Raw genomic sequence first — 21,731 nt, 5'->3', positions numbered from 1 at the left:
GCGACGGTCCTTAAAACTTCTTAATCCGATGCGCGGCGAAGCATGTCGTTCAAGCGTCTTTCCCGCGCCCACGCGCCGCCTCAGAACATTTCACGTTTTTTGCAGGACTTTAGCCGGGCGGCGTTCCTACACTGCACTCAGTTCAAGAGCCTCGGTCTTCGCCCGAAGCGCGCAGACGCGTTTCGAGAAACTGCACGAGCGCGCGCACCTTGCTGGATTGCCGGCGATTGGACAGATACGCGGCGTAGACCACGGCATCGCCCGAGTGAGGACTGGCGTCGAACTGTTCGAAGAGACGCACCACGCGGCCCGTGCGAATGTCGGGCGCGACTTGCCATTCGGGCAGCAACGCAATGCCTCGTCCGGATACGACGCTTTCGAGAAGGATGTCGAGATTATTCGACAGCAGATGACCGCGCACATCGACACGCTGTTCGTCGCCATCGCGCCGGAAGGTCCAGACCTGGCGCGTGCGATAGCCGCCGCCGTACGCGAAGCGCAGGCACTCGTGCGCGTCGAGGTCCTGCGGTGTCTGCGGCGTGCCGTTGCGGGCGAGATACGCGTGGCTTGCCACGACATGGCGCGGATTGTCCGCGAGCTTTTTGGCGATGAGATTGGCGTCGCGGTCGGCGCGGCCGATGCGGATCGCAACATCGATTCGATCGAGCGCGAGGTCCGTGAAGTGATCGGCGATGACGACATCGAGAAACACGCGCGGATGCTCCGCGAGGAACGTCGCAAGATGCGGCGCGAGGCACAGGCGGCTGTACGTGGATGGCGCCGAGATCCGGAGCGTGCCCACGGGCGCCGCGCCGCTGTCGAATACGCTTTCGTCGGCTTCGGCGAGGTCGTCGAGCACTTTCGAAACCTGCTCGACATACGCGATTCCGGCATCCGTGAGGCTGACTTTGCGCGGCGTGCGCGTGAGCAGCGCGGCGCCGAGCGAGTCTTCGAGCGAATCCATGAGACGCGTGACCGATGACGTGGCTACGCCCAGACGTTGCGCTGCCTTCGAGAAGCCGCCAGCGTCCGCGACTTCCAGCAGCGTCCTGACCGCGAGGAGCTTGTCCATGTTCGCCCTCAATCCACATTTCGTTGCGCCCGACGCAACGCGAACTTGCATTCTATCCATATTCAACAATCGCGACGCAACGCATAAGCTGCGTGCATCGGCTCCGGAAGGGTTCATCACCGCGCGGCGTTTAGCGGCGCAAAGGAAAGCAGCATGAACGCGTTCGATAAACCGCGTGCCGTCGTCATCGGCGGATCGCTTGGCGGCTTGCTCACGGCCAACGCCCTGCGCGCGGCAGGCTGGCATGCCGATGTTTTCGAAACCTCGCCGAACCAGCTCGAAAGCCGGGGCGGCGGAGTCGTGTTGCAGCCGGATGTGCTGGAAGCGCTCGCATTTGCGGGCGTCGCAGTGCCGAATCCGCCGGGCGTGAATTCGGGCGATCGCATCTATCTGGATCGCGAAGACCGCGTGCTCGAACAGTTCCACATGCCGCAGATGCAGACGTCGTGGAGCCTGCTCTATCGCGCGATGAAAAACGCCTTGCCGGCGCAGGCGCTTCATGCGGGCGAGACCTTCGTCGATTTCGATCAGGACGGCGAGCGCGTCGTCGCGCGCTTCGAAAGCGGCCGCAGCGTCGAGGCCGATCTGCTGATCGGCGCGGACGGTATCCGCTCGACACTCAGGCGGCGGCTCTTGCCCGAGATCGTGCCGGTCTATGCAGGTTACGTGGCGTGGCGCGGACTTGTCGAGGAACCCGACCTGCCGATTTTCGCCGCGAACATGCTGCGCGACCGCTTCGCGTTTCAGGACGGCGACGGGCACTCGGGGCTTTCATACCTCATTCCCGGCGATGACGATTCGACCGTGCCCGGCGAGCGTCGCTGGAACTGGGTCTGGTATCGCAAGTACGGCGCCGAACGGCTCGGTGAACTGCTCGTCGATCGTCATGGCGAGAAGCGCGCGTTTTCGTTGCCGCCGGGTTCGACCAAGAACGCCGACATCGTTCAGTTGCGCGACGAAGCGCGGACCATGCTTGGCCCGACTTTCCGCGCGCTCGTCGAATCCACGGACGATCCGTTCATGCAGCCGATCGTCGATCTGCGCTCGCCGCAAATGGTGTTCGGACGCGCGCTGCTGCTGGGCGATGCGGCATCCGTGCCACGGCCGCATACGGCGGGCAGCACCGCCAAGGCGGCGGCCAATGCACATGCGCTGGCGCTGGCGTTATCGGCGGCGGCGGATGGCGGCGAGACCATCGATACCGCTTTGCGACGTTGGGAGCATCAGCAATTGCAACTCGGCCGGCGCATGACCGATCTGGGAATTTCGCTCGGCAACCGCCTGATGAAGGTCGGGCATTGAGCGCGCCGCTTTCTTATTTTTTGATTCGAGGAGTCGTCATGTCGACCCAAGCATCCACCACGACGGGCAGTAGCAGCCCCGTCAAGCTGACACGCGGGCTCATTGCGTTGTTCGCGTTCTGTTGCGGCGCTATCGTCGCGAATCTCTACTATGCGCAGCCGATTACCGAGCTGATTGCACCGGACATCCATATGTCGGGCGGCGCGGCGAGCATGATCGTGTCGCTCACGCAGATCGGCTATGCAATCGGCCTGTTCTTTCTCGTACCGCTCGGCGACCTGCTGGAAAACCGCAAGTTGATGATCATCACCGCGCTGGTGTCGATCGCGAGCCTTGCCGCCGCGGCGTTCACGCATCAGGCGGGCTTGTTTCTCGGCGTCTCGCTCCTGGTCGGCTTCAGTTCGGTTGCCGTGCAGATTCTGATTCCGCTTGCCGCGCATCTCGCGCCCGACGAGTCGCGCGGCAAGGTGGTCGGCACCATCATGAGCGGACTCTTGCTCGGCATTTTGCTGTCGCGCCCCATATCGAGCGTGGTCGCCGGTCACTTCGGCTGGCGCGCGGTATTCGGCTGTGCGGCCGTGTTGATGGCGGTCGTCACGAGCGTGCTCGCGTTGACCATTCCGCGTCGCCAGCCGGATCACAAGGCCACGTATTTCGAACTCATCGGCTCGCTTGGACACTTGATTCGCACGATGCCCGTCTTGCGGCATCGTTCGTTTTATCAGGCGCTGATGTTCGCTTCGTTCAGCCTTTTCTGGACCGCGATTCCCGTCGAGTTGACGCGTCACTTCGGACTGTCGCAAACGCAGATCGGCATCTTCGCGCTGGTCGGCGCGATAGGCGCGACGTCGGCACCGGTAGCGGGACGGCTCGCGGATGCGGGCCACACGGTGCGCGCGACGCTCATCGCGCTGGTGGTGGGCGCGCTGGCATACGCGCCGGCGTTGATTCATCCGGCATGGGGCGTGATCGGATTGGTGGCGACAGGCATCGTGCTCGACTTCGGCGTGCAGATGAACATGGTGCTCGGCCAGCGCGAGATCTATGCGCTGCACGCGGCGAGCCGCAATCGTCTCAACGCGCTTTACATGACGAGCATCTTCGTGGGCGGCGCGGTCGGATCGGCGCTGGCGAGTCCGCTTTACGAGCATGGCGGCTGGCCGCTGGTGGCAACGGTGGCAACGGCGTTTCCGTTGATCGCGCTCACGCACTATCTCGCCATCGGACGGGGACATGCGGCTCGTCACGCTTAATGAAAGCTCGTTTGCCTTAACAAGATTTCAGCGCCGCTTCAGGACATTTTCGCGGGCGGTCGATACTTTGACCGGTAGTTGCATGACCACTTCCAAAGGTGCGTGAATGACTCGCAAGTCCCGATTGCTGGCGGGCGTAAGCGTGGTGGTCGCCGCCGCGCTGATGATCGCCGCATGGCTGATGTGGCAACCGGCCATCGCACCGGTCACGCCACCCGCGCCGGCGTCGTTCGACGCAAACACGCGGCTCGCGGGCGCGCGCGTCGTCGCGTTGGGCGACTGCATCGTGTGTCACACGGCCAAGGGCGGCAAGCCGTTCGCGGGCGGCCTGCCGCTCGCCACGCCCTTCGGCACGATCTACGCGACCAACATCACGCCGGACGTTGCGACAGGCATCGGCGACTGGTCGCTCGAAGCCTTCACGCGCGCGTTGCGCCATGGAATCGCGAGCGACGGGCACCTACTGTATCCCGCGTTTCCGTATATCCACTTCACGCGTATGCCTGACAGCGATATCGCGGCAGCCTATGCCTACCTGATGACGCGCGAACCCGTGAAAGCAAGCGCGCCCGCCAATCGGCTCATCTTTCCGTTGAACTTCCGGCCCTTGCTCGCCTTCTGGAACGTGCTCTTTTTACGGCCGGGTCCGGAGCATCCGGATGCATCCAAAGACGCCGAATGGAATCGCGGCAAGCTGCTCGTAGATGGCCTCGGTCACTGTGCATCGTGTCATTCGCCGCTCAATCCGATCGGCGGAGAAAAGGCTGGACGTGCGTTCGATGGCGGCATCGTCGACGGCTGGGAAGCGCCCGCGCTCAACGCACTGTATGCAGCGCCGAAGCCGTGGACGCGCGAGCAACTCGTGACGTATCTGCGTACCGGTCGCGCGAGCGAACACGGCGCGGCCGCCGGCCCCATGCTGCCCGTCACGCGCGATCTCGCAACCGTGCCCGAAGAAGACGTGCAGGCAATCGCCGCGTATCTCATGTCGATACAGAAAGCACGGCCCGCCATCGCCGATAGCGTCGCGCCGGAAGACACATCGCCCGCGATACGACGTGGCGCGACGCTCTTCGCCGCATCGTGCGCGCAATGCCACGGCCCGGCCGCGCCGATGCAGTCTATCGGCGAGCGCCCCACGCTCGCGTTCAGCAGCGCCGTCAATGCCGCGACGCCGCGCAACGCAATCCAGATGATGTTGAGCGGCAACGGCTGGCATGGCGAAGACAGCACGAACTACATGCCCGGCTTCGGCCAGATCTACGACGACCGGCAGATCGCCGATCTCGCGTCCTACATTCGGGCGACGTACTCGCAACGCGATCCGTGGACCGGCATTGACGCCATGGCGGCCAGCATCAGAAAGGAGAATCACGCGCGATGATCAACCTCACCGTCAACGGCGCGCAGCACGCGCTCGACATCGATCCTTCGACACCGCTGCTCTATGCCCTGCGCGAGAACCTGCAACTGCATGGCGCGAAGTTCGGCTGCGGCCTCGGGCAATGCGGCGCTTGCACCGTGATCGTGGATGGCGAAGCCGTGTTCTCATGCCTGATTCCTGTCGCGGCCATCGGCAAGCGGCCCGTGCGGACCATCGAGAGTCTCGGCACGATCCAGCATCCCGGCGCGCTGCAAAAAGCGTTCATCGATCATCAGGCCGCGCAGTGCGGCTACTGCATCGCCGGCATGATCATGCGCGCGCAGGCGCTCATCGACCGCAATCCGCATCCGACCGAGAGCGAACTGCTCGAACACATGGAGCCGAACCTTTGCCGGTGCGGCACGCACATGCGGATTCTCGCCGCGATCCGCGAAGTCGCGCATCTGAGCGCACCGAACGGAGGCGCGCAATGAGCGTCGCGGAAGACAGGATCGACGAGAAACGGCGGCGCTTTCTCATGTCCGGCGCGCTCGTCGTGAGCTTCAGCATGCTTCCCGGCGTGAGCGCCATGGCTCAGGAAGTGATCGCCGACGAAGGCGCCGAAGTGCACATCGGCCGGGCGACGCAGGCGCTCGCGGGCAGCCTCAAGACCAATCCGTATCTCGATTCGTGGATCAAGATCGATCGCACGGGCAAGGTCACCGTCTACACCGGCAAGGTCGAGCTAGGCACGGGCGTGCGAACCGCGCTCCTGCAGATCGCCGCCGAGGAACTGGACATGGCGCCCGCGCTCATCGACTTCCTCACCGCCGATACGGGCGCCTCGCCGGACGAAGGTCTCACCGCGGGCAGTCACACCATTGCCGATAGCGGCAGCGCGTTGCTGAACGCATCGGCACAAGTGCGCGGGCTTCTCGTCGATGCGGCCGCTCGTCATTTCGGCGTCGCCAGCAATGTGCTCCGCACGCACGATGCGGTCATCGAAGCGCCAGACGGACGAAGCATGACGTACGGCGAAGCGGTCGGCATGATCGATCTGCATCGCGTGGCGTCGGCGGTCTCGCCGCTCAAGAATCCCGCGAGCTTCGACATGATCGGCACGTCGTTGCCGCGCGTGGATATTCCGCGCAAGGTCACGGGCGGCGTGAGCTATGTTCAGGACATGACGATGCCCGGCATGGTCCACGCCCGCGTGGTGATGCCGCCCGTGTACGAGGCGCGGCTCATGGAAACCAACACGCCCGCCATCATGAAGATGCCGGGCGTCATCAAGGTCATCAGAAACGGCAGCATGCTTGCCGTGGTGGCCAAAGGCGAATGGCAAGCGGTGCAGGCGCAACGCGCGCTCGCCGCGGGAAGCCAGTGGAGCGCGGGGCGCGCCTTACCCGATCCGGCCACCGTGCATCGCGATTTGAAGACGATCTCGACGCAGCATATCGAGATCGCCGATACACACGGCGCGGCTGGCACGCCGGCAAAGACGCTCGACGCTCGCTACACGCGCCGCTACATGATGCACGGCTCGATCGGACCATCCTGCGCCGTCGCTATGTTCGAGCACGGCGCGATGACTGTATGGACGCATTCGCAAGGCGTGTATCCGTTACGCGACGGCCTCGCCGAGATGCTGTCCATGCCGAAGGAAAAGGTACGTTGCATCCATGTCGAAGGATCGGGCTGCTACGGTCACAACGGCGCGGACGATGTCGCCGCGCACGCCGCGCTCATCGCACGGGAACTGGAAGGCCAGCCCGTGCGCATGCAATGGATGCGCGAACAGGAGCACACGTGGGACCACTACACGCCCGCGATGGTCACTGAAGTGAGCGCGTCGCTCGACGCTGGCGGGAATATCGTCGACTGGAATTATGCGCTTTGGAGCAGCTCGCATAACGAGCGGATCGTGAACGCGGGCCGGTTGATTCCGGCGCAGATGCTGGAACATCCGTTCGCGCCCGCGCCTTCGACGCCAATGGTGCAGCCTGAAGGCGGCGGCGACCGCAACGCCATTCCGCTCTACACGTTCCCCAATCTTCACGTGATGAACAACTTCTCGCCGACGATGCCGCTGCATACGTCAGCCATGCGTTCGCTCGGCGCGCATATGAACGTGTTCACCATCGAGATGTTCATGGACGAACTGGCGGCCGCCGCGAACGCGGAGCCCGTCGCGTTCCGGCTGAAGCATATGCACGACCCGCGCGCCCGCGATGTCATCGCGCTTGCGGCGGAGAAGTTCGGCTGGCCGCGTGCGCCGCGCAAGCGCAATCACGGCGTCGGCTTCGCATTCGCCAAGTACAAGAATCTGATGGCTTATGTGGCGATAGCGGTCGAGGTATCCGTGGTTCCCGAAACCGGTCAGGTGGTGCTGGAACATGCCGAGGTCGCGGTGGATTCCGGGCAGATCGTGAATCCCGACGGTATTCGCAATCAGATCGAGGGCGGCGTTCTGCAGTCGGCGAGCTGGACGCTGTACGAGGAATTGCAGTTCGATACGAAGCGCATCCGCAGCTTCGACTGGAGCAGTTACCCGATCCTGCGATTTTCCGCCGTGCCCCGCGCGGTCAACGTGCATCTGATCGATAGACCGGGCGCGCCGTTTCTCGGTGCAGCGGAAGCGTCGATGGGACCGACCGCGGGCGCGCTCGGCAACGCGCTCTTCGACGCCACGGGGAAGAGGCTGCGCGACATGCCGCTAGCGGGCGACGGGCTGCGGCGGCGGTTGGACTAGCCGCCGCGCACGAATGCAGCGGGTTGGAACACATGCCGCTGACTGACGAGAACTCACGCGAGGCAGCGCCCCCTGGAGACTTGAGGCGCTCGTGCTTCGGTTATTGCACGCGATCGAGCACCGCCCGCAACGCTTCGAGCAAGCTCGCCGCATCGCGCTCGCCGTCATAGCGATGCCCGTTGATGAACAACGTCGGCGTGCCATTCACGCCGCTTCGCAAGCCGCCATCGAAGTCTTGCTGGATGCGCGCGTCGAAGGCGCCATCGAACGCATTCGAAAGCGCGTGCGCGGGCACGCCGAGTTGCGCCGCGTATTGCGCGAGCGCGCGATCGCCAAGCGATGCCTGATGCTCATACAGCACGTCGTGCGCTTCCCAGAACTTGCCGATGCTCGCCGCGGCTTCCGCGAACTCGGCCGCATGAAGCGCATGCGCGTGCATGTCGGTCAACGGAAAATGCCGGAAAACGAACCGCAATTGCGCGCCCATGGCCGCCTGCACGGCCTTGATTACGCCGTACTCGGCGCCGCAATAGGGGCATTCGAAGTCGCCGTATTCGACGAGCGTCACGGGTGCTTCGGCGTCGCCCTGAATGTGATCGAGCGGGCCGACCGGCGGAGAAAGATGGCTCATTGCGCGTCCTGTTTCGTGGATGAGTTCAATTGCTCGAGCGCGTCGAGAATTCCATCGACGCCCGGATTCACGGTGATCGGAGAAACGTAGGCCCAGCGCACCACGCCGTTGGCGTCGAGCACGAACAACGCGCGCTCGGCGACGCCTTCGGCCACGCGATACACGCCGTAGCGTCGCGCCACTTCGCCTTTCGGCTCGAAGTCGGCGAGCAGCGGAAAGTGCAGCTTGCGTTGCGATGCGAACGCCGCGTGCGACCACGCGCTATCCACGGAGATGCCGACGAGCTGCGCACGCAGCCGATGGATCGACGATAGCGCGGCGTTGAAGAGACCGAGTTCATCGCCGCAAACTGGACTCCAGTCCGCCGGATAGAACGCGATGACTACCGGCGTGCCGCGCAATTCGGAGAGCGAGATTTTCTGATCCGGCGTGGCCTGCAAGGTGAAGTCCGGCGCGCTCGTGCCAATCTGAATGATGGGTGCCGCGTGAGAAAGCGAGGTGGTCATGGCCGGCTTGTTTCCTCCGATGTGGGTGAACCGCCCTGCCGCAGCGGTCGTCGTGTAAACGAGGATAGGCCGGATGGCGCTGCGTAAAAAGCTATCCGTGGGGATTGCCGGATCACGACCGAGGTGGATTTTTATAGACCTTCGTATAGTCGGCGACGCTGCCGTGCGTTTTCGGAACAGTTTTTCAAAGAATGGGTGAGTGGGCGATGCTTGAGTTGCCGCCGCGACTCCGTCTTTTCTCTTCACGTCCCTATTCTGCCGGCATTGGCGGGCCCGCTTCGGCGCCGCTTCACCCTCTCTGCATGGCAGCGAATGCAATGCTGCGTTGCCTTGAAGCCCCGTTTATCAATTTTTTTGGCATCAATAAGCTACATAACGAGTGGAGATACACCGGTGTCCTCTGGTTCAAGTGGAATCGTGAGTTCTGTTCCATCTTGAGCTGTCTGCCTTGCTGAACGCTCAACGCTGCGCACATTTACGCGTCGTGCCGAACTTCTATTGATCAACTGATAATTGGCGATTGCTTCCATGAATGTCTCAACGAACACACCAGGCGAATTCAGACGCGGATGGGCGCAGCTGATCGGCTCGACCGTCGGCCTTGGAATTGGCGTAATCGGCCTGGGCTCCTACAATCTCGGCCTGTTCGCCAAAGACCTGCAAAGTGCGGTCGGCCTGACGAAGACGCAATACGGCGCGGGCTATCTGGCGTTCACGCTCGGACTCGCCATTGGCCTGCAAATGTGGGGACGGCTGCTTTCGCGTTTCGGCGCCGCCCGCACCGCAGCAGGCAGCGCCCTCGCTCTGGCTGCGTGCTTTGCAGGGATGGCGGCGTTCATCTCCACGCCCATCGCGTATATCGTGCTCGTGGGCCTGGCCGGATTTTTCGGCGGCGGCACGAGCGGCCTCACGTTCACACGGGTAATCAGCGACTGGTTCGACCGCAGTCGCGGATTCGCGCTGGGTCTGACACAAGTCGGGCTGGGACTGTGCGGAGCCATTCTGCCGCCGATCATCGCCATGACGATCGCCCGATCCGGCTGGCATGCCGGTTATCTGATGCTCGCGGCGATCGCGGCTATTGGTGCACCCGTCTCGCTCCTGATCCTTCGGGACAATCAGCAAGACATCTCGAACGCTTCAAACAATCCCGAAGTCGCCGATCCGAAAGCGCTGGCGAAGGAGTTTGCCGCGGTCAAGCGAAGCCGGACTTTTTGGCTCATGTTCGTGGCCTTCACGTTGTCGACGCTATTCGTTGCAGGCAGCGCGCAGCACATGGCGCCGATGCTTCGTGAACTCGGTGCGACACCGACCTCGGCGGCGAAGTATATGAGCCTGATCGGCGTGGGCACGATCTGCGTGCGCCTGATCGTCGGTTGGCTCTCCGACCACGTGCATGCGCCGCGCCTCATGGCGTTCTCCTGCCTCGTCGGGATGGGCGGCGTCCTGTCGCTCAAACTGGGCGGCCTCGCCTTTGCACCGCTCTATGCCTTCACGGTCGGCTGGGCATTCGGCGGAGAGATCGATTTGGTCGCTTATATGTGCACTCGCTACTTCGGGTTGCGCATGTTTCCACGCGCTTATGCATGGCAGTACGGCTCGCTGTGCATCGCGGCCGGTGTGGGCCCGCTTGGTATCGGCTGGCTCGCGGATCGTCTCGGCAGCTATCAACCGGCGCTCGTGCTGTGCGCCGCGCTGGCCGCTGGCGCCGCCTTCACTTTCCTCTTGCTGCCACGTTACGACGGCACCGCTGGCGACGCGCACCGGCAAGAGAACTTCGGACTGACCTCGACCGATTGAGCAGTCACATAACGAGTACGTATTACTTCATCAGGAATGACGCAATGATCCACTTCGACCATGTCTGCCTTGCAGCGCTCAACGTCTATGAAGCCACGTTCCGGCTCAGCCGTGAAACCGGCTTAGGCAACTACGACGGCGGCTTCTTTCCACTCTACGGCATCGGCCATAAAGTCGTACCGCTCGCGCCGGATATCTATATCGAAGTGGAAGGAATCGTCGATCACACCGTTCTCCAGCGCGATCAACCTCTGCCAAGGTTTTTCGAGCAACAGACACGAAATGGCGACTGTTTCGTCGGCTGGTGCCTGCGGACCGATTCGCTCGATGAACTGAAAGCGTTCGCCCGGCATCACGGAACAGTGATCGATGAAAGCACGACCGGCAAGGATGCCGGGCGCCAGATGATGAACGGCAATCGCGGCTTTGCGCTGCAAACGCCCAGCGCGATGACAGCGTGGCCTATTGGCAAGCCAAATTTGTACTTCAAGCCCGGTAACGCTCCGCATACCGCGAGTCTGCCCGTGGAACCGGGAACTGGAAGCGTACGCGGCGAAGGTCTCGACTGGATCGAGATCGGCGAAGACGAAAGCGCGCTGGCCAAGTGGCTCGGCGAGATTGCACGACCTTCCGATTTCCCGTTCGAGATTCGTTACAACGGCAAGACCTCGGGACTTTATGCGCTCGGCGTGAGAACGAGCGACGGAGAACGGGAGATCCGCCGCGCGTCCGTGCAGCTTTGAGCTTCCCGACATCGCAAACCGCGCAAAGGCAGTGACCGGCCTTTAGCCCGACGCCCACGTCCGTCTCACCGTGACGGGTGGGACAACCGCATCGACCCATTTCGTATTGCCGATATCGATCGTCGCGACCATGACGAGCCCGTTTGTCGCGCCAAAATCATGGAGTATCACGTGAAGTTCAAGCACCTCGCTGTTGCGGCAGGACTTTTGACTGGCCTGCAAGTCCCGATTGCGCATGCGCAAAGCAGCGTTACGTTGTACGGGTTGATATCGGTGGGCGTCGCTTATTCGCCGAATCAATCCGGTCATCATACGTATCAGGCCATCACCGGACAAAATCAGAGCCCGCGCTGGGGACTGCGTGGGATCGAAGATCTCGGCTCGGGCCTGAAGGCAGTATTCACGCTAGAAAACGGCTTCAATGCGTTGAACGGCGCATTGAGCAACAACGGCCGCGAGTTCGGCAGACAGGCTTTTGTCGGCCTTTCGAGCGACGCTTGGGGTACGCTTACCGCTGGCCGTCAGTACGATGCCGTCGTCGACTATCTGGGACCCAATACGGCATGGAGCTGGCTCGGGAGTATTGGCGATAGCGACAACACCTTCAACAATATTCGCATCCAAAATTCGTTGAAGTATGTGAGCCCGGACTTCCACGGTATCAAGGCCACTGCCTTGTATGGCTTCAGCAACTCATCCGGCGGCTTTGCGGACAATCGTGCCTTCAGCCTCGGCCTCCGATACGACCACGGTCCCTTCAACTGGAACGTTGCGTATGCGGAGTACGACTCGCCGTACAGCAACACCAATCAAACGGGCGCCGTCGACAACGATTACTCGCCCACGTATCTGCTGTTCACGCACAGCGCGTTGCCTTCGAAGGCCTATGCCAGCAAACAAAGAATTCTCGGCACCGGCGGCTTCTATGTAGCAGGCCCGCTTCGCTTAGGCGCAATGTTCACGAACGTGGATTACAGCTATCTCGACCAGAGTCACCTGAATCTGAAAAACTTCAACGTGAGCGTCAACTACAACATTCGGCCCGACTTGCTGATCGGCTCCGCCTACTTTTTCACGCGCGGAAAATACGACAATCCCGACCAGTCGCCGATGTGGCACGAGCTGAACGTCACGGTCGATTACATTCTTTCGAAGCGCACGGATATCGCCATGCTCGCCTTCGCCCAGCAAGCTGCGGGCGATGCCACGCACGCCACCGTGCTCGGCTACGGACCGTCGAGCAGCAAGCGTCAGCTCGTGGTGACGCTCGGCATTCGTCACAAGTTCTGAACGCGATCATTCGATGCACCGAGTCTGCCCTCCTCTTTCTGGATGAGTACACTGTCAGCGACGCTCGAAGGTCGCGGCGTCGAACTCATAGAGAGCACATGGACAAGCTGTTGGCATTGAGAACCTTGCTGGCGGTAGCGGAATCCGGCGGCTTCACGGCAGCCGCGCATGAACTCGGCAAGACGACGTCTTCCGTCATGCGACTGATGGACGGACTCGAAGCGTCGCTCGGCACGTCGCTTCTGACACGCACGACGCGCAGCGTCACGCTCACCGACGCCGGTGTGACCTACGTCGAGCAAGTGCGCCAGGTGCTGGCCGATCTGGCGGGCGCCGACGATAGCGTCATCGACACCGGTATCGATCCCATGGGCTCGTTGCGCGTGAGCGTATCGGCAACTTATAGCCGGCTGCATATCGCCCCGCATATCGCGACGTTTCTACGGCAGCATCCGCGCGTGAACCTGGAACTGGTCGTGTCTGACAGTCACATGGATCTGGTCAGCGAGAAGATCGATCTGGCCTTGCGCGTTGGCGTGCCGACCGCCGACCCTCGTCTCATCGTGAAGCGGCTCGGCCACAGTGCGCGATGCGTCGTGGCAAGTCCGGCGTACTTGCAGAGGCGAGGCCATCCACACGCAGCTTCGGAACTCGTTGCACACGACTGTCTGCGGTTTGCGTATAAGCCCGGCAACCGGCAGAAGTGGGTATTCCGCTACCCTGACAGAAGCGAATCCGTCGATGTCGGCGGTCAATTGTTGACGAACAATCTCGACATGCTCGCGGGCGCGGCGCTCGGCGGGCTGGGCATCGCTCTGCTGCCGCAATGGCTCGTCGGGGCGTCGGTACGCGACGGATCTTTGATTGCCTTGTTCGACGACGCGCAGGTCACGCCGGAGGGCGGCGACGCTTTCGTCTATGCGACTTACCTGCCTAACCGGCGTCATTCGCGAAAGGTGCATGCGTTCATAGACTTCGCACAGCGCGCGATTGCGGCGCCGGGTCATGCGGTCAGAACCGGGCCTTAGTCCGTCGATACCGCATCAAACAAACCGCGCCAGCATCGGCAACAACACCGGCACGACGAACGCCGTGAACACACCGTTCAGCCCCATTCCAAGCCCGGCAAACGCGCCCATCTCCTCGCTCACCTGAAACGCGCGCGCCGTTCCGATGCCGTGCGACGCCACACCGAGCGCAAACCCGCGCGCTTCGACTTCGTTCACACGAAGAAGGTTGAGGATGCCCCGCGCGGCAACCGCACCGAAGACGCCCGTCGATATCACCAGCACCGCCGTGAGCGACGGCACACCGCCGACCTGTTTGGCAACCGCCATGGCGATAGGCGTCGTAGCCGACTTCGGCGCAAGCGATGCCACCGTCTGGCGCGATGCGCCCATGAGCGCGCCCACCGACACCGCCGAGACGATCGCCGTCAACGAGCCCGCCGCAAGGCTTACGATGATCGGCAACGCGAGCCGCCGCAGATTCGCAAGCTGCCGGTAAAGCGGCAACGCGAGCGCAACGGTCGCGGGTCCGAGCAGAAAATGCACGAACTGCGCGCCATCGAAGTACGTGTCGTACGGCGTGTTGCTGGTCTTTAGCACGACGACGACGATCGCCACCGCGATCAACACCGGGTTTGCCAGCGGATTGAATTTGAAGGCTGCGTAGATGCGCTGCGCAATGAGGTAAGCGAGCAGCGTGATCGTGAGCCCGAGCAGCGGCGTGGCCGCCAGATAGACCCAAATACCTCCGAGGCGTGGGATCGCGGTCATGCGGCGCCTTTCGTATCGTTGGAGAGGCGGCGCTGTCGGCGCAGCATCGCGCGCATGACGAGCGCGGTGACCGCAATCGCCAGCGTCGTGCTAACCGCGATGGCCACGACGACCGCGACGAGGTCGCCACTCAGCGCTTTCGCCGACACCATGATGCCGACGCCTGCAGGCACGAAGAGTAGCGAAAGATGACGGAGTATTTCGAGCGCGGTGGGTTCGAGCGCGTTGGCGGCCTGCGGACGTATCGCGAGAAAGCCGAGCAGCATGAGCATGCCGACGACAGGTCCAGGAACGGGAATGCTGAACAAATAGGAGACGCCTTCGCCCAGACACTGGAAGACGAGCAAGGTGGCTAGCGCTGCGAGCATGGAGTCTGTGTGGTCCGATTGAGAGAACGCGTTGCGCCCGTATTCTAGTCAATCGAACTCCGATGCGCCGCGTGACGCATCGGATGCCTTGCCTGCGAAGAGACGTTACTTGCCTTGCGTGGCGCTGGCCGTGGCAGGTTCTTCGCTCGTGGAACTCTCCGGGTCCTCGGCTTCCAGTTGAGTGCGTGCCTGCTCCCAGAATTCTTCGGCACGTCCATCGGGGCTGCCTTCTCGTTCCCATAGTTCATAGGCGCGGCGGCGAATGCGGTCCTGTTCCTTATGATCTTCCATGTCTTCTCCATGATTGGCTACGAACCGGCGCCGACGCGCTACCTAGAGTCGAAGCCCCGGCAATTGTGAATACCCTCAACAACGCTTATTGCCGCAATACCAGTCCGACCAACGAGGTCTTGTCATAGATCGCCACTTTCCAGCACAACGAAGCCGGATCGGCTGCGCGCCTGCTTGATCATCGCCGCCCGGCCGATTGCCGGCGCATGCCTGATGAACAGAGCGAGTTCGGGCTCGGATACACCTGGCACGCCGTGACGATCGCGCAAGGCGTCGTGCGTGACGGCTCCGCGGTGCTCCACGCCACGCACATTGAAGCGAAAGTTGACCGCTTCGGAAAAGCTGTCGTCGACCGCGCCGAATACGTCGGCGGAATCGATGTTCCTTTGGGCAGCGCTTTCCTCATCGACCAGACCTTTTCCCTTCAGAAACTGGGAAAACTGGCGACCCATGTCGAAGGACACGCGTTCGAAGTCCACGTTCTGAAGAAATGCGAATCTCATGGCTCTCTCCGTTGCAGCATTTGAGTTACGACAAGCAGGCGGCGTGCCGGGACGGATTTTCTCTCCGACGACTGTGCGCAAGCGCACGGCCGCGGTGCGTTCACATGCATCGGAAGACTGTGGATCGGGCTGCGCGCGACTACCGCTGTCGCTAGGCATGGCCATTGCAGAGCCGAGCCGTAACCGTCGCTTACGCTAAATCCAGAATCAGCGCCCTGAAATGACGCCGCGAACACTCATCCCTTTTTGCAAGTAAGGAACGAAACGATGACCGCAACGAAGAACCAGTACACGATGCAGGACCCGCTCAAGCAGTACCCCGGTCCCGACTTCGAGCGCCAGCCGCAGTCCGCGCCCGGCCTCGCTCAGGACATGAAGCCGCGTCCCGATCACGGCGAGGACAGCTATCAAGGGTTCGGCCGTCTCAAGGGCCGCCGCGCACTGATCACGGGCGCCGACAGCGGCATTGGCCGCGCCGTGGCGATTGCCTTTGCGCGTGAGGGCGCGGACCTCGTCCTCAATTATTTGCCGTCCGAGGAGCCGGACGCGCGCGAAGTGCTTGAACTCGTGCAAGCCGCAGGCGTGAAGGCCGTGGCGCTGCCAGGCGACATCGGCAGCGAAACCTTCTGCGGCGATCTCGTCAGCCGCACGGTTGCCGAACTGGGTGGACTGGATATTCTCGTCAACGTGGCGGGCAAGCAAACGTCGGTGGAAACCATCGTTGAACTGACGACAGAGCAATTCGAAGCCACTTTCCGCACGAACGTCTTCGCGATGTTTTGGCTGTGCAAGGCGACGCTCCCGCATATGCCGCCGGGCGGGACCATCATCAATACGACGTCCATCCAGAGCTATCAGCCGAGCCCGTCCTTGCTCGATTATGCGCCTTCGAAGGCCGCGATCACTGCGTTCACGCATGCGCTCGCCAAACAGGTCGCATCGAAGGGCGTGCGCGTGAATGCGGTGGCGCCGGGCCCGGTGTGGACGCCGTTGCAATCGAGCGGCGGCCAGCCGCAGGACAAGATCGAGGTATTCGGTTCCGAAGTGCCGATGAAGCGGCCCGGCCAGCCCGCCGAACTCGCGCCCATTTACGTGCTGCTTGCATCGCAAGAGTCTAGTTTCGTGACCGGAGAAGTCTATGGTGTGACAGGCGGCAATCACTTGCCTTGATGCCTCGGTGCGGGCGGGCGCGATTGGCGATCAACATTTATGATGCTCGTCATGGCTCTGGCGCCTCGACGCCAGAGCCGAACCGAACCGAACCATGCTCCCTTAGGCGAAGAAACCATGACCAAGATGCCCTACCGCAACGCGTTGATCATCGGAGCGGGCTCCGGCATCAGCGGATCGCTCACCCGGCTTTTGCGCGACGCCGGTCTGCCGGTCGTGATTGCCGCGCGCAACATCGACAAGCTGAAGCCGCTCGTCGATGAAACCGGCGCCATCGCCCTGACCGTCGATGCCGCCGATCCCGCTCAGGTCGAGCGGCTCTTTGCGGAAACCGAAGCGCGCATCGGCGCGCCGGAGATCGTCGTGTACAACGCGAGCGGGCGAGTGCGCGGTCCCATTGCGGAACTCGATCCGGCGGAGGTCGGGAAAGCGCTCGGCGTCACGGCGTTGGGCGCGTTCTACGCGGTGCAGGCAGCGGCGAAGCGCATGACGCCCGCGGGCAAAGGCGCCATTCTGCTGACGGGCGCGACAGCGGGCATCAAGGGCTTTGCGCTCTCCGCGCCTTTCGCGATGGGCAAGTTCGCGCTACGCGGTCTTGCGCAGAGCGCGGCGCGCGAGCTAGCGCCGAAGGGCATTCATGTCGCGCATATCGTCGTCGATGGCGGCGTGCGGGCGGAGCATCGGCCTGATCCCGTGGACAAGCCCGACAGCACGCTCGATCCGGATGCCATCGCGCAAACTTATATGGATTTGCTGCGACAGCATCGCAGTGCGTGGTCTTGGGAGATCGAGGTTCGGCCTTGGGTGGAGACGTTTTGAGGGGATTTTCCTTTCGATACCGACGCTCCCCATGAACCTCTCCTTCGAAGTCCTCCAGGCCCTCGACGCCATCGACCGCACCGGAACCTTCGCAAAAGCGGCGGAAGCGCTTCACAAAGTCCCCTCGTCGCTGACGTATCTTGTTCAGAAGCTGGAACTCGATCTCGGTGTGACGCTCTTCGACCGCACCGGGCGGCGCGCGACGCTCACGCAGGCAGGACGCCTCGTCGTCGATGAAGGCCGCCGTTTGCTCGAAGCCGCCGCCGATCTCGAACGCAAAGCCAAACGCGTGCAGCACGGCTGGGAAACGGAACTGCGGCTCGGCATCGACGAAATCATTCCGTTCGACATGTTGTGGAAGCCCGTCAGCGCCTTCTACAGTCTCAAGCTCGACACGCGCCTCGTGCTCTCCAAGGAAGTGCTCGGCGGTTCGTGGGACGCGCTGCTCACGCGCCGCGCGGATCTCGTCGTCGGCGCGGCAGGCGAGCCGCCGCTCATTCCCGATCTCATCGCCAAGCCAATCGGCTCGCTCAAGCATGTGTTCGTGGTCGCGCCCAATCATCCGCTCGCGTCGGCAAAAGGGCCGCTTTCCGCCGATACCGTCGCGCAGCACCGCGCCGTTGCCATCGGCGATACCTCGCGCGAACTCGCGCCGCGCACCATCGCCATCGGGCCGAATCAGGAGGTGCTCACCGTGCCGTCGCTCGAAGCCAAACTGCACGCGCAGTTGCAAGGCATCGCGGCCGGCACCATTCCCGAATGTCTCGCCGATGAACATCTCCGGCGCGGCACGCTCGTCAGCAAGGAAGTCATCGGCATGCGAGATATCACGTACTTCTATCTCGCGTGGCGCAGCGATCGCGTCGGACGCGCGCTGCAATGGTGGGTCGATCAGCTCGATCGCCCGGACCTGATCGATGAAGCCGCGCATCAACGCATCGCGGCCGCGTGATGGCGATGCGGTTATGAAAGGCGTGCGGCGGACGCATCGCCGCATGGCGCTCGCGTGAGATCGGCTCAACGCCGCCTTCCATCGAATGCGCCGAATCGAACGCGTTCTTAGCGTATTCAGAGGGCACGGAGCCGCGCACAAGTTTGTCCAACTCGCGCGCCAGAGCAAGCAAATGACTCAGCGCCGCGCTTCCCTTGAATCCGCGGAATCCGCCGAATCCGCTGAATCGCACGCGGTCTTGAGCGTGTTCAAAAGGCGCAACGCCGCGCGAAAATCGTCCCACTCGCGCCATTGCGGAAAGCGCGCGCACGCCGTTTCCAGCACCGTCATCGCCTGCGCGTTGCGGCCGCTCGCATGCAAGTGACGCGCGTAGCTCGTGGCCGCGGTCAGATAGAACGAATCGCTACCCTGCATCGACGCCGTTTCCAGCGCGGACGCAAAGCAGACTTCCGCATCGAGCGACGCGGCCTCGCCCGGCGGCCCCATCAGCAGAAGTTCGCCCTGCGTGCGCAAGAGTTCGCTCGCATACCACGCGTCGCCATTGTCGTTGCAACGCTTGAGCGCGCGCACGGTCGTGTCGATGGCCTCGCCGTGCCGTCCCGCCTGCCCGAGCGCACGCGCATATTGCGCGGCAAGCATGGAGCGCGGCGCGTTGAAGCCGAGCGTATCGAGTTCCTTCAACGCCGCGTCGAACGCTTGAAGGACGTCGGGCGTGATGTCATCGAGCGAAATCAGGTACGCGTCGAATGCCGCGCCGCACGCCTGCGCAACGTTCAAACCCGTGCGCATCGAAATCCCAAGCAGCATGTCGATAGCCTGCCGCGCCGCCTCCCGTTCGCGCGAGAGCAACGCCAGCGGGATGCGCGCTTCGATCAGCACATAAGCGGTCACGATAGCCTGCTCGGCGGCGCATGCATCCACGACGCACGCTTCGGCCAACCGCCGCGCCTCGTCGCGCGCGCCTTGCAGCCAGAGCACGCGCGCAAGCGTGGCCTCCCCGACGATCCGCTGATCGACCGATCTCCCAAGCGGCATACGCGTCTGCAAGCGCGCCGCATGCTGCAGAAAGTGTTCGAGCGATGCCCGCGCCTTCGCCTGTTCGCCCGCATAGTGGGAAGCAATGCCGAGCAGCCGGTAGCCGAGCAGCACATCGGTCGATTCCGGCTCGGCGTCGGTGGTCTGCGAATCGGCGGCGAGTGCCGCGAAGCGCCGGGCGAACGACAACGCGCTGCGCACTTCGCCCGCGCTTTGGCTCGCGTTCCACATGCCCCAGAGCGCGCGTGCCTCGAAGACGCGATCCGCCAGCGCCAGCGACAACGCCAGCACCTCCGACCACAACGCGCGAGTCTCCTTGTCCGGACCATGCACATAGACGAGCGCGGCAGCAAGCGCCGCCTGCAAACGCATCCGCACGCGCATGCAGCGATGCGAGAAAGCTTCCGCCTCGCGTCCGGTTTGCAGCGCGGCAAGCGAGCGCCGCGCCCACACGCAGCATTCCTCGACGAGCGAGAGTTCGAACAGCAGCGAGACGAATTTCACGCACAGCGTTTCCGCCAAAATGGCATCGCCTTTGGGCGAAAGCGTCCATGTCAGCGCGGCGCGCAGGTCGCCGAGCATGTCGCGCATGCGCCGTTGCCAACCTTCGGAGTGATGTCCGCCGCCATGCTGCGCGTCGTCGTTCAAAAGGCTCGCGAAATGATTGGCGTGACCGAGCGATACGCGTTGCCGCTCGCCGTTGTCATCGAGTTTTTGCAAAGCATAGGCGCGTGTCGATTCCAGCAGACGATACGCCGCTCGGCCGTTCCCCGTCTGCCGTGCGACGAGCGATTTCTCCACGAGTCCCGATACCGCCGCGATCACATCGAACTCGCGCAATGCATCGTCGCCGACAATGGCGACCGCCGCTTCCATCGAAAAGTCCGCCACGAAAATGCCGAGGCGGCGCAGGGTCGTGCGTTCGGCGTCATCGAGTAAGGCGTGGCTCCAGTCGAGCGTCGCGCGCAAGGTCTGATGCCGTGGCAGCGCCGTGCGATTGCCGCCGGTGAGCATGCGAAAGCGGTCATCGAGATGCGCCGCAAGCGTTTCGACACCGAGTATCGTGGCGCGCGATGCAGCCAGTTCGATGGCGAGCGGTATGCCGTCCAGCCGCCGGCAAACGGTGCCGATGAGTTCCATACTGCGTTCATCGCACGAAAAGCGCAGGTCGATGGCGCGCGCGCGAGCCAGAAACAGTTGCACGGCGCTGCATCGCTTTATGTCGACGCCCGAGGCGCTTGGCGCGGGCACGCTGAGTGGCGCGACCCAGTAAAGATGCTCGCTCACCACCTTGAGCGGTTCGCGGCTCGTGGCCAGTACGCGAATGGAATCGCTCACCGTGCAAAGCGCATCGGCGAGACTCGCCGCAGGCGTGAGAACGTGTTCGCAGTTATCGAGCAGGACGAGCATGCGGCGCTCGCGCAATTCCTGCGCGATGACGGCAAGCGAGCGCGACCCCGCCGCCGGATTGATGCCGAGCGTGCCGGTGAACGCCGCCAGCACGCTTGGCAAATCTTGCGCGGGCGAAAGCGAAACGAGATACACGCCGTCGGGGAAGCGGTCGAGCGAACGCCGTCCGGCTTCGATCGCAAGGCGCGTCTTGCCGATCCCGCCCGCGCCGATCAGCGTCACATGCCGCGCCGCTTCGAGCGCGAGCAGGATATCGGCGATGGCGGTATCGCGTCCGACGAGCGGGGAGGTATTCGAAGGCAGGTTGTGTGCAACGCCGGCGTTGGCGACGCTCGTGGGCGCATCGGCCGGTTGCCTCGTCCTGACGAGCCGGTAACCGCGTCCCGAGACGGTCTGGATCAGCACGCGGTTCGAGCCCAGCACCTTGCGCAGCGCCGACATGTGCACCTGCAGATTGTTCTCTTCGACGAGCGTATCCGGCCATACCGCCGCGAGCAGGTCGTTCTTCGAGACGAGCGCGCCGTCGGCGGCCACGAGCACGGCGAGAATATCGAACGCACGGCTTCCGAGTCGAACAAGTTCGTCATCGAGCAGCAATTGCCGACGCTCGAGATCCACCTGAAGCGGTCCGATGCGAATCATGCGCAATGGTCCAGCATATGAAGGTTTGAACGTAGCCCCGGCGCCGCACCC

Annotated in this window: 21 protein-coding genes; 13 read left to right on the top strand and 8 right to left on the bottom strand. The window is 63.0% G+C overall.

From position 1 onward, the window contains the following. Nucleotides 1-142: 142 nt before the first annotated feature. Complete coding sequence (locus NCR98_RS21410; protein WP_250527209.1) at nucleotides 143-1,072, bottom strand: LysR family transcriptional regulator; 930 nt, start codon at nucleotides 1,070-1,072, stop codon at nucleotides 143-145. Here NCR98_RS21410 and NCR98_RS21405 point away from each other — a divergent pair. The 6 genes from NCR98_RS21405 (at nucleotide 1,071) to NCR98_RS21380 (ending at nucleotide 7,742) form a co-directional block, all read left to right on the top strand. After that, entirely contained in the window at nucleotides 1,071-1,229 is a 159-nt protein-coding gene (locus NCR98_RS21405) for a hypothetical protein (protein WP_250467912.1), read from the top strand. The genes NCR98_RS21410 and NCR98_RS21405 overlap by 2 nt on opposite strands. Continuing rightward, on the top strand, nucleotides 1,226-2,374 hold the full coding sequence (locus tag NCR98_RS21400) for an FAD binding domain-containing protein (RefSeq protein ID WP_250527208.1): 1,149 nt from the start codon (nucleotides 1,226-1,228) through the stop codon (nucleotides 2,372-2,374). The genes NCR98_RS21405 and NCR98_RS21400 overlap by 4 nt, the downstream gene beginning before the upstream one ends. A gap of 38 nt (nucleotides 2,375-2,412) precedes the next feature. After that, nucleotides 2,413-3,627 carry an MFS transporter gene (locus tag NCR98_RS21395; protein ID WP_250527207.1) on the top strand — a complete coding sequence of 405 codons (1,215 nt, stop codon included), beginning with the start codon at nucleotides 2,413-2,415 and terminating at the stop codon, nucleotides 3,625-3,627. A gap of 163 nt (nucleotides 3,628-3,790) precedes the next feature. Beyond that, nucleotides 3,791-5,011: a c-type cytochrome gene (locus NCR98_RS21390; protein ID WP_502799789.1), complete on the top strand. Its 1,221-nt coding sequence runs from the start codon at nucleotides 3,791-3,793 to the stop codon at nucleotides 5,009-5,011. Then, the gene (locus NCR98_RS21385; protein WP_244831231.1) at nucleotides 5,008-5,484 is read left to right on the top strand and encodes a (2Fe-2S)-binding protein; all 477 of its coding nucleotides are present in this window, start codon (nucleotides 5,008-5,010) and stop codon (nucleotides 5,482-5,484) included. The genes NCR98_RS21390 and NCR98_RS21385 overlap by 4 nt, the downstream gene beginning before the upstream one ends. Then, nucleotides 5,481-7,742 carry a xanthine dehydrogenase family protein molybdopterin-binding subunit gene (locus NCR98_RS21380; protein WP_250527205.1) on the top strand — a complete coding sequence of 754 codons (2,262 nt, stop codon included), beginning with the start codon at nucleotides 5,481-5,483 and terminating at the stop codon, nucleotides 7,740-7,742. The genes NCR98_RS21385 and NCR98_RS21380 overlap by 4 nt, the downstream gene beginning before the upstream one ends. A gap of 100 nt (nucleotides 7,743-7,842) precedes the next feature. On the opposite strand, the gene NCR98_RS21375 is transcribed toward NCR98_RS21380, so the two are convergent. Together NCR98_RS21375 and NCR98_RS21370 are read right to left on the bottom strand one after the other, a co-directional pair. Then, entirely contained in the window at nucleotides 7,843-8,373 is a 531-nt protein-coding gene (locus NCR98_RS21375) for a DsbA family protein (protein ID WP_244831229.1), read from the bottom strand. Further along, complete coding sequence (locus NCR98_RS21370; protein ID WP_250467907.1) at nucleotides 8,370-8,879, bottom strand: redoxin domain-containing protein; 510 nt, start codon at nucleotides 8,877-8,879, stop codon at nucleotides 8,370-8,372. The genes NCR98_RS21375 and NCR98_RS21370 overlap by 4 nt, the downstream gene beginning before the upstream one ends. A 528-nt stretch (nucleotides 8,880-9,407) precedes the next feature. Here NCR98_RS21370 and NCR98_RS21365 point away from each other — a divergent pair. The 4 genes from NCR98_RS21365 (at nucleotide 9,408) to NCR98_RS21350 (ending at nucleotide 13,740) form a co-directional block, all read left to right on the top strand. Beyond that, complete coding sequence (locus tag NCR98_RS21365; RefSeq protein WP_250527204.1) at nucleotides 9,408-10,679, top strand: MFS transporter; 1,272 nt, start codon at nucleotides 9,408-9,410, stop codon at nucleotides 10,677-10,679. Nucleotides 10,680-10,723: 44 nt separating this feature from the next. Continuing rightward, complete coding sequence (locus tag NCR98_RS21360; RefSeq protein ID WP_250527203.1) at nucleotides 10,724-11,422, top strand: VOC family protein; 699 nt, start codon at nucleotides 10,724-10,726, stop codon at nucleotides 11,420-11,422. A 171-nt stretch (nucleotides 11,423-11,593) separates the two neighbouring features. Then, entirely contained in the window at nucleotides 11,594-12,712 is a 1,119-nt protein-coding gene (locus NCR98_RS21355; RefSeq protein WP_250527202.1) for a porin, read from the top strand. Nucleotides 12,713-12,810: 98 nt separating this feature from the next. After that, nucleotides 12,811-13,740 (top strand): LysR family transcriptional regulator, encoded by a 930-nt coding sequence (locus NCR98_RS21350; protein WP_250527201.1) that lies wholly within the window; start codon nucleotides 12,811-12,813, stop codon nucleotides 13,738-13,740. A gap of 15 nt (nucleotides 13,741-13,755) precedes the next feature. On the opposite strand, the gene NCR98_RS21345 is transcribed toward NCR98_RS21350, so the two are convergent. From NCR98_RS21345 to NCR98_RS21330, 4 genes are all read right to left on the bottom strand, one after another. Then, nucleotides 13,756-14,490: an LrgB family protein gene (locus NCR98_RS21345; RefSeq protein ID WP_244831223.1), complete on the bottom strand. Its 735-nt coding sequence runs from the start codon at nucleotides 14,488-14,490 to the stop codon at nucleotides 13,756-13,758. Further along, the gene (locus NCR98_RS21340; RefSeq protein WP_250467901.1) at nucleotides 14,487-14,858 is read right to left on the bottom strand and encodes a CidA/LrgA family protein; all 372 of its coding nucleotides are present in this window, start codon (nucleotides 14,856-14,858) and stop codon (nucleotides 14,487-14,489) included. The genes NCR98_RS21345 and NCR98_RS21340 overlap by 4 nt, the downstream gene beginning before the upstream one ends. A 105-nt stretch (nucleotides 14,859-14,963) precedes the next feature. Then, the gene (locus NCR98_RS21335) at nucleotides 14,964-15,149 is read right to left on the bottom strand and encodes a DUF2934 domain-containing protein (protein ID WP_250527200.1); all 186 of its coding nucleotides are present in this window, start codon (nucleotides 15,147-15,149) and stop codon (nucleotides 14,964-14,966) included. A 122-nt stretch (nucleotides 15,150-15,271) separates the two neighbouring features. Then, a complete protein-coding gene (locus tag NCR98_RS21330) occupies nucleotides 15,272-15,613 on the bottom strand; it encodes a hypothetical protein (RefSeq protein ID WP_244831220.1) in 342 nt (113 codons plus the stop codon). A gap of 306 nt (nucleotides 15,614-15,919) precedes the next feature. On the opposite strand from NCR98_RS21330, the gene NCR98_RS21325 reads away from it, so the two are divergent. The 3 genes from NCR98_RS21325 to NCR98_RS21315 all read left to right on the top strand — a co-directional run bounded on the left by NCR98_RS21325 (nucleotide 15,920) and on the right by NCR98_RS21315 (nucleotide 18,593). Next, nucleotides 15,920-16,822 carry an SDR family oxidoreductase gene (locus NCR98_RS21325; RefSeq protein WP_284503897.1) on the top strand — a complete coding sequence of 301 codons (903 nt, stop codon included), beginning with the start codon at nucleotides 15,920-15,922 and terminating at the stop codon, nucleotides 16,820-16,822. 117 nt (nucleotides 16,823-16,939) lie between these two features. Beyond that, complete coding sequence (locus NCR98_RS21320; RefSeq protein ID WP_250527199.1) at nucleotides 16,940-17,641, top strand: SDR family NAD(P)-dependent oxidoreductase; 702 nt, start codon at nucleotides 16,940-16,942, stop codon at nucleotides 17,639-17,641. Between the two features lie 31 nt (nucleotides 17,642-17,672). Further along, on the top strand, nucleotides 17,673-18,593 hold the full coding sequence (locus NCR98_RS21315) for a LysR family transcriptional regulator (RefSeq protein ID WP_250467898.1): 921 nt from the start codon (nucleotides 17,673-17,675) through the stop codon (nucleotides 18,591-18,593). 177 nt (nucleotides 18,594-18,770) lie between these two features. On the opposite strand, the gene NCR98_RS21310 is transcribed toward NCR98_RS21315, so the two are convergent. Then, nucleotides 18,771-21,680, bottom strand: coding sequence for an ATP-binding protein (locus tag NCR98_RS21310; RefSeq protein ID WP_250527198.1), 2,910 nt, complete (start codon nucleotides 21,678-21,680; stop codon nucleotides 18,771-18,773). Nucleotides 21,681-21,731: the final 51 nt, after the last annotated feature.

It is taken from the genome of Caballeronia sp. GAWG2-1 (assembly GCF_023631405.1).
Lineage (GTDB): Bacteria > Pseudomonadota > Gammaproteobacteria > Burkholderiales > Burkholderiaceae > Caballeronia.
The sequence above is the reverse complement of the archived record's forward strand: the minus strand, read 5'-3'. Positions and strand labels throughout refer to the sequence as shown.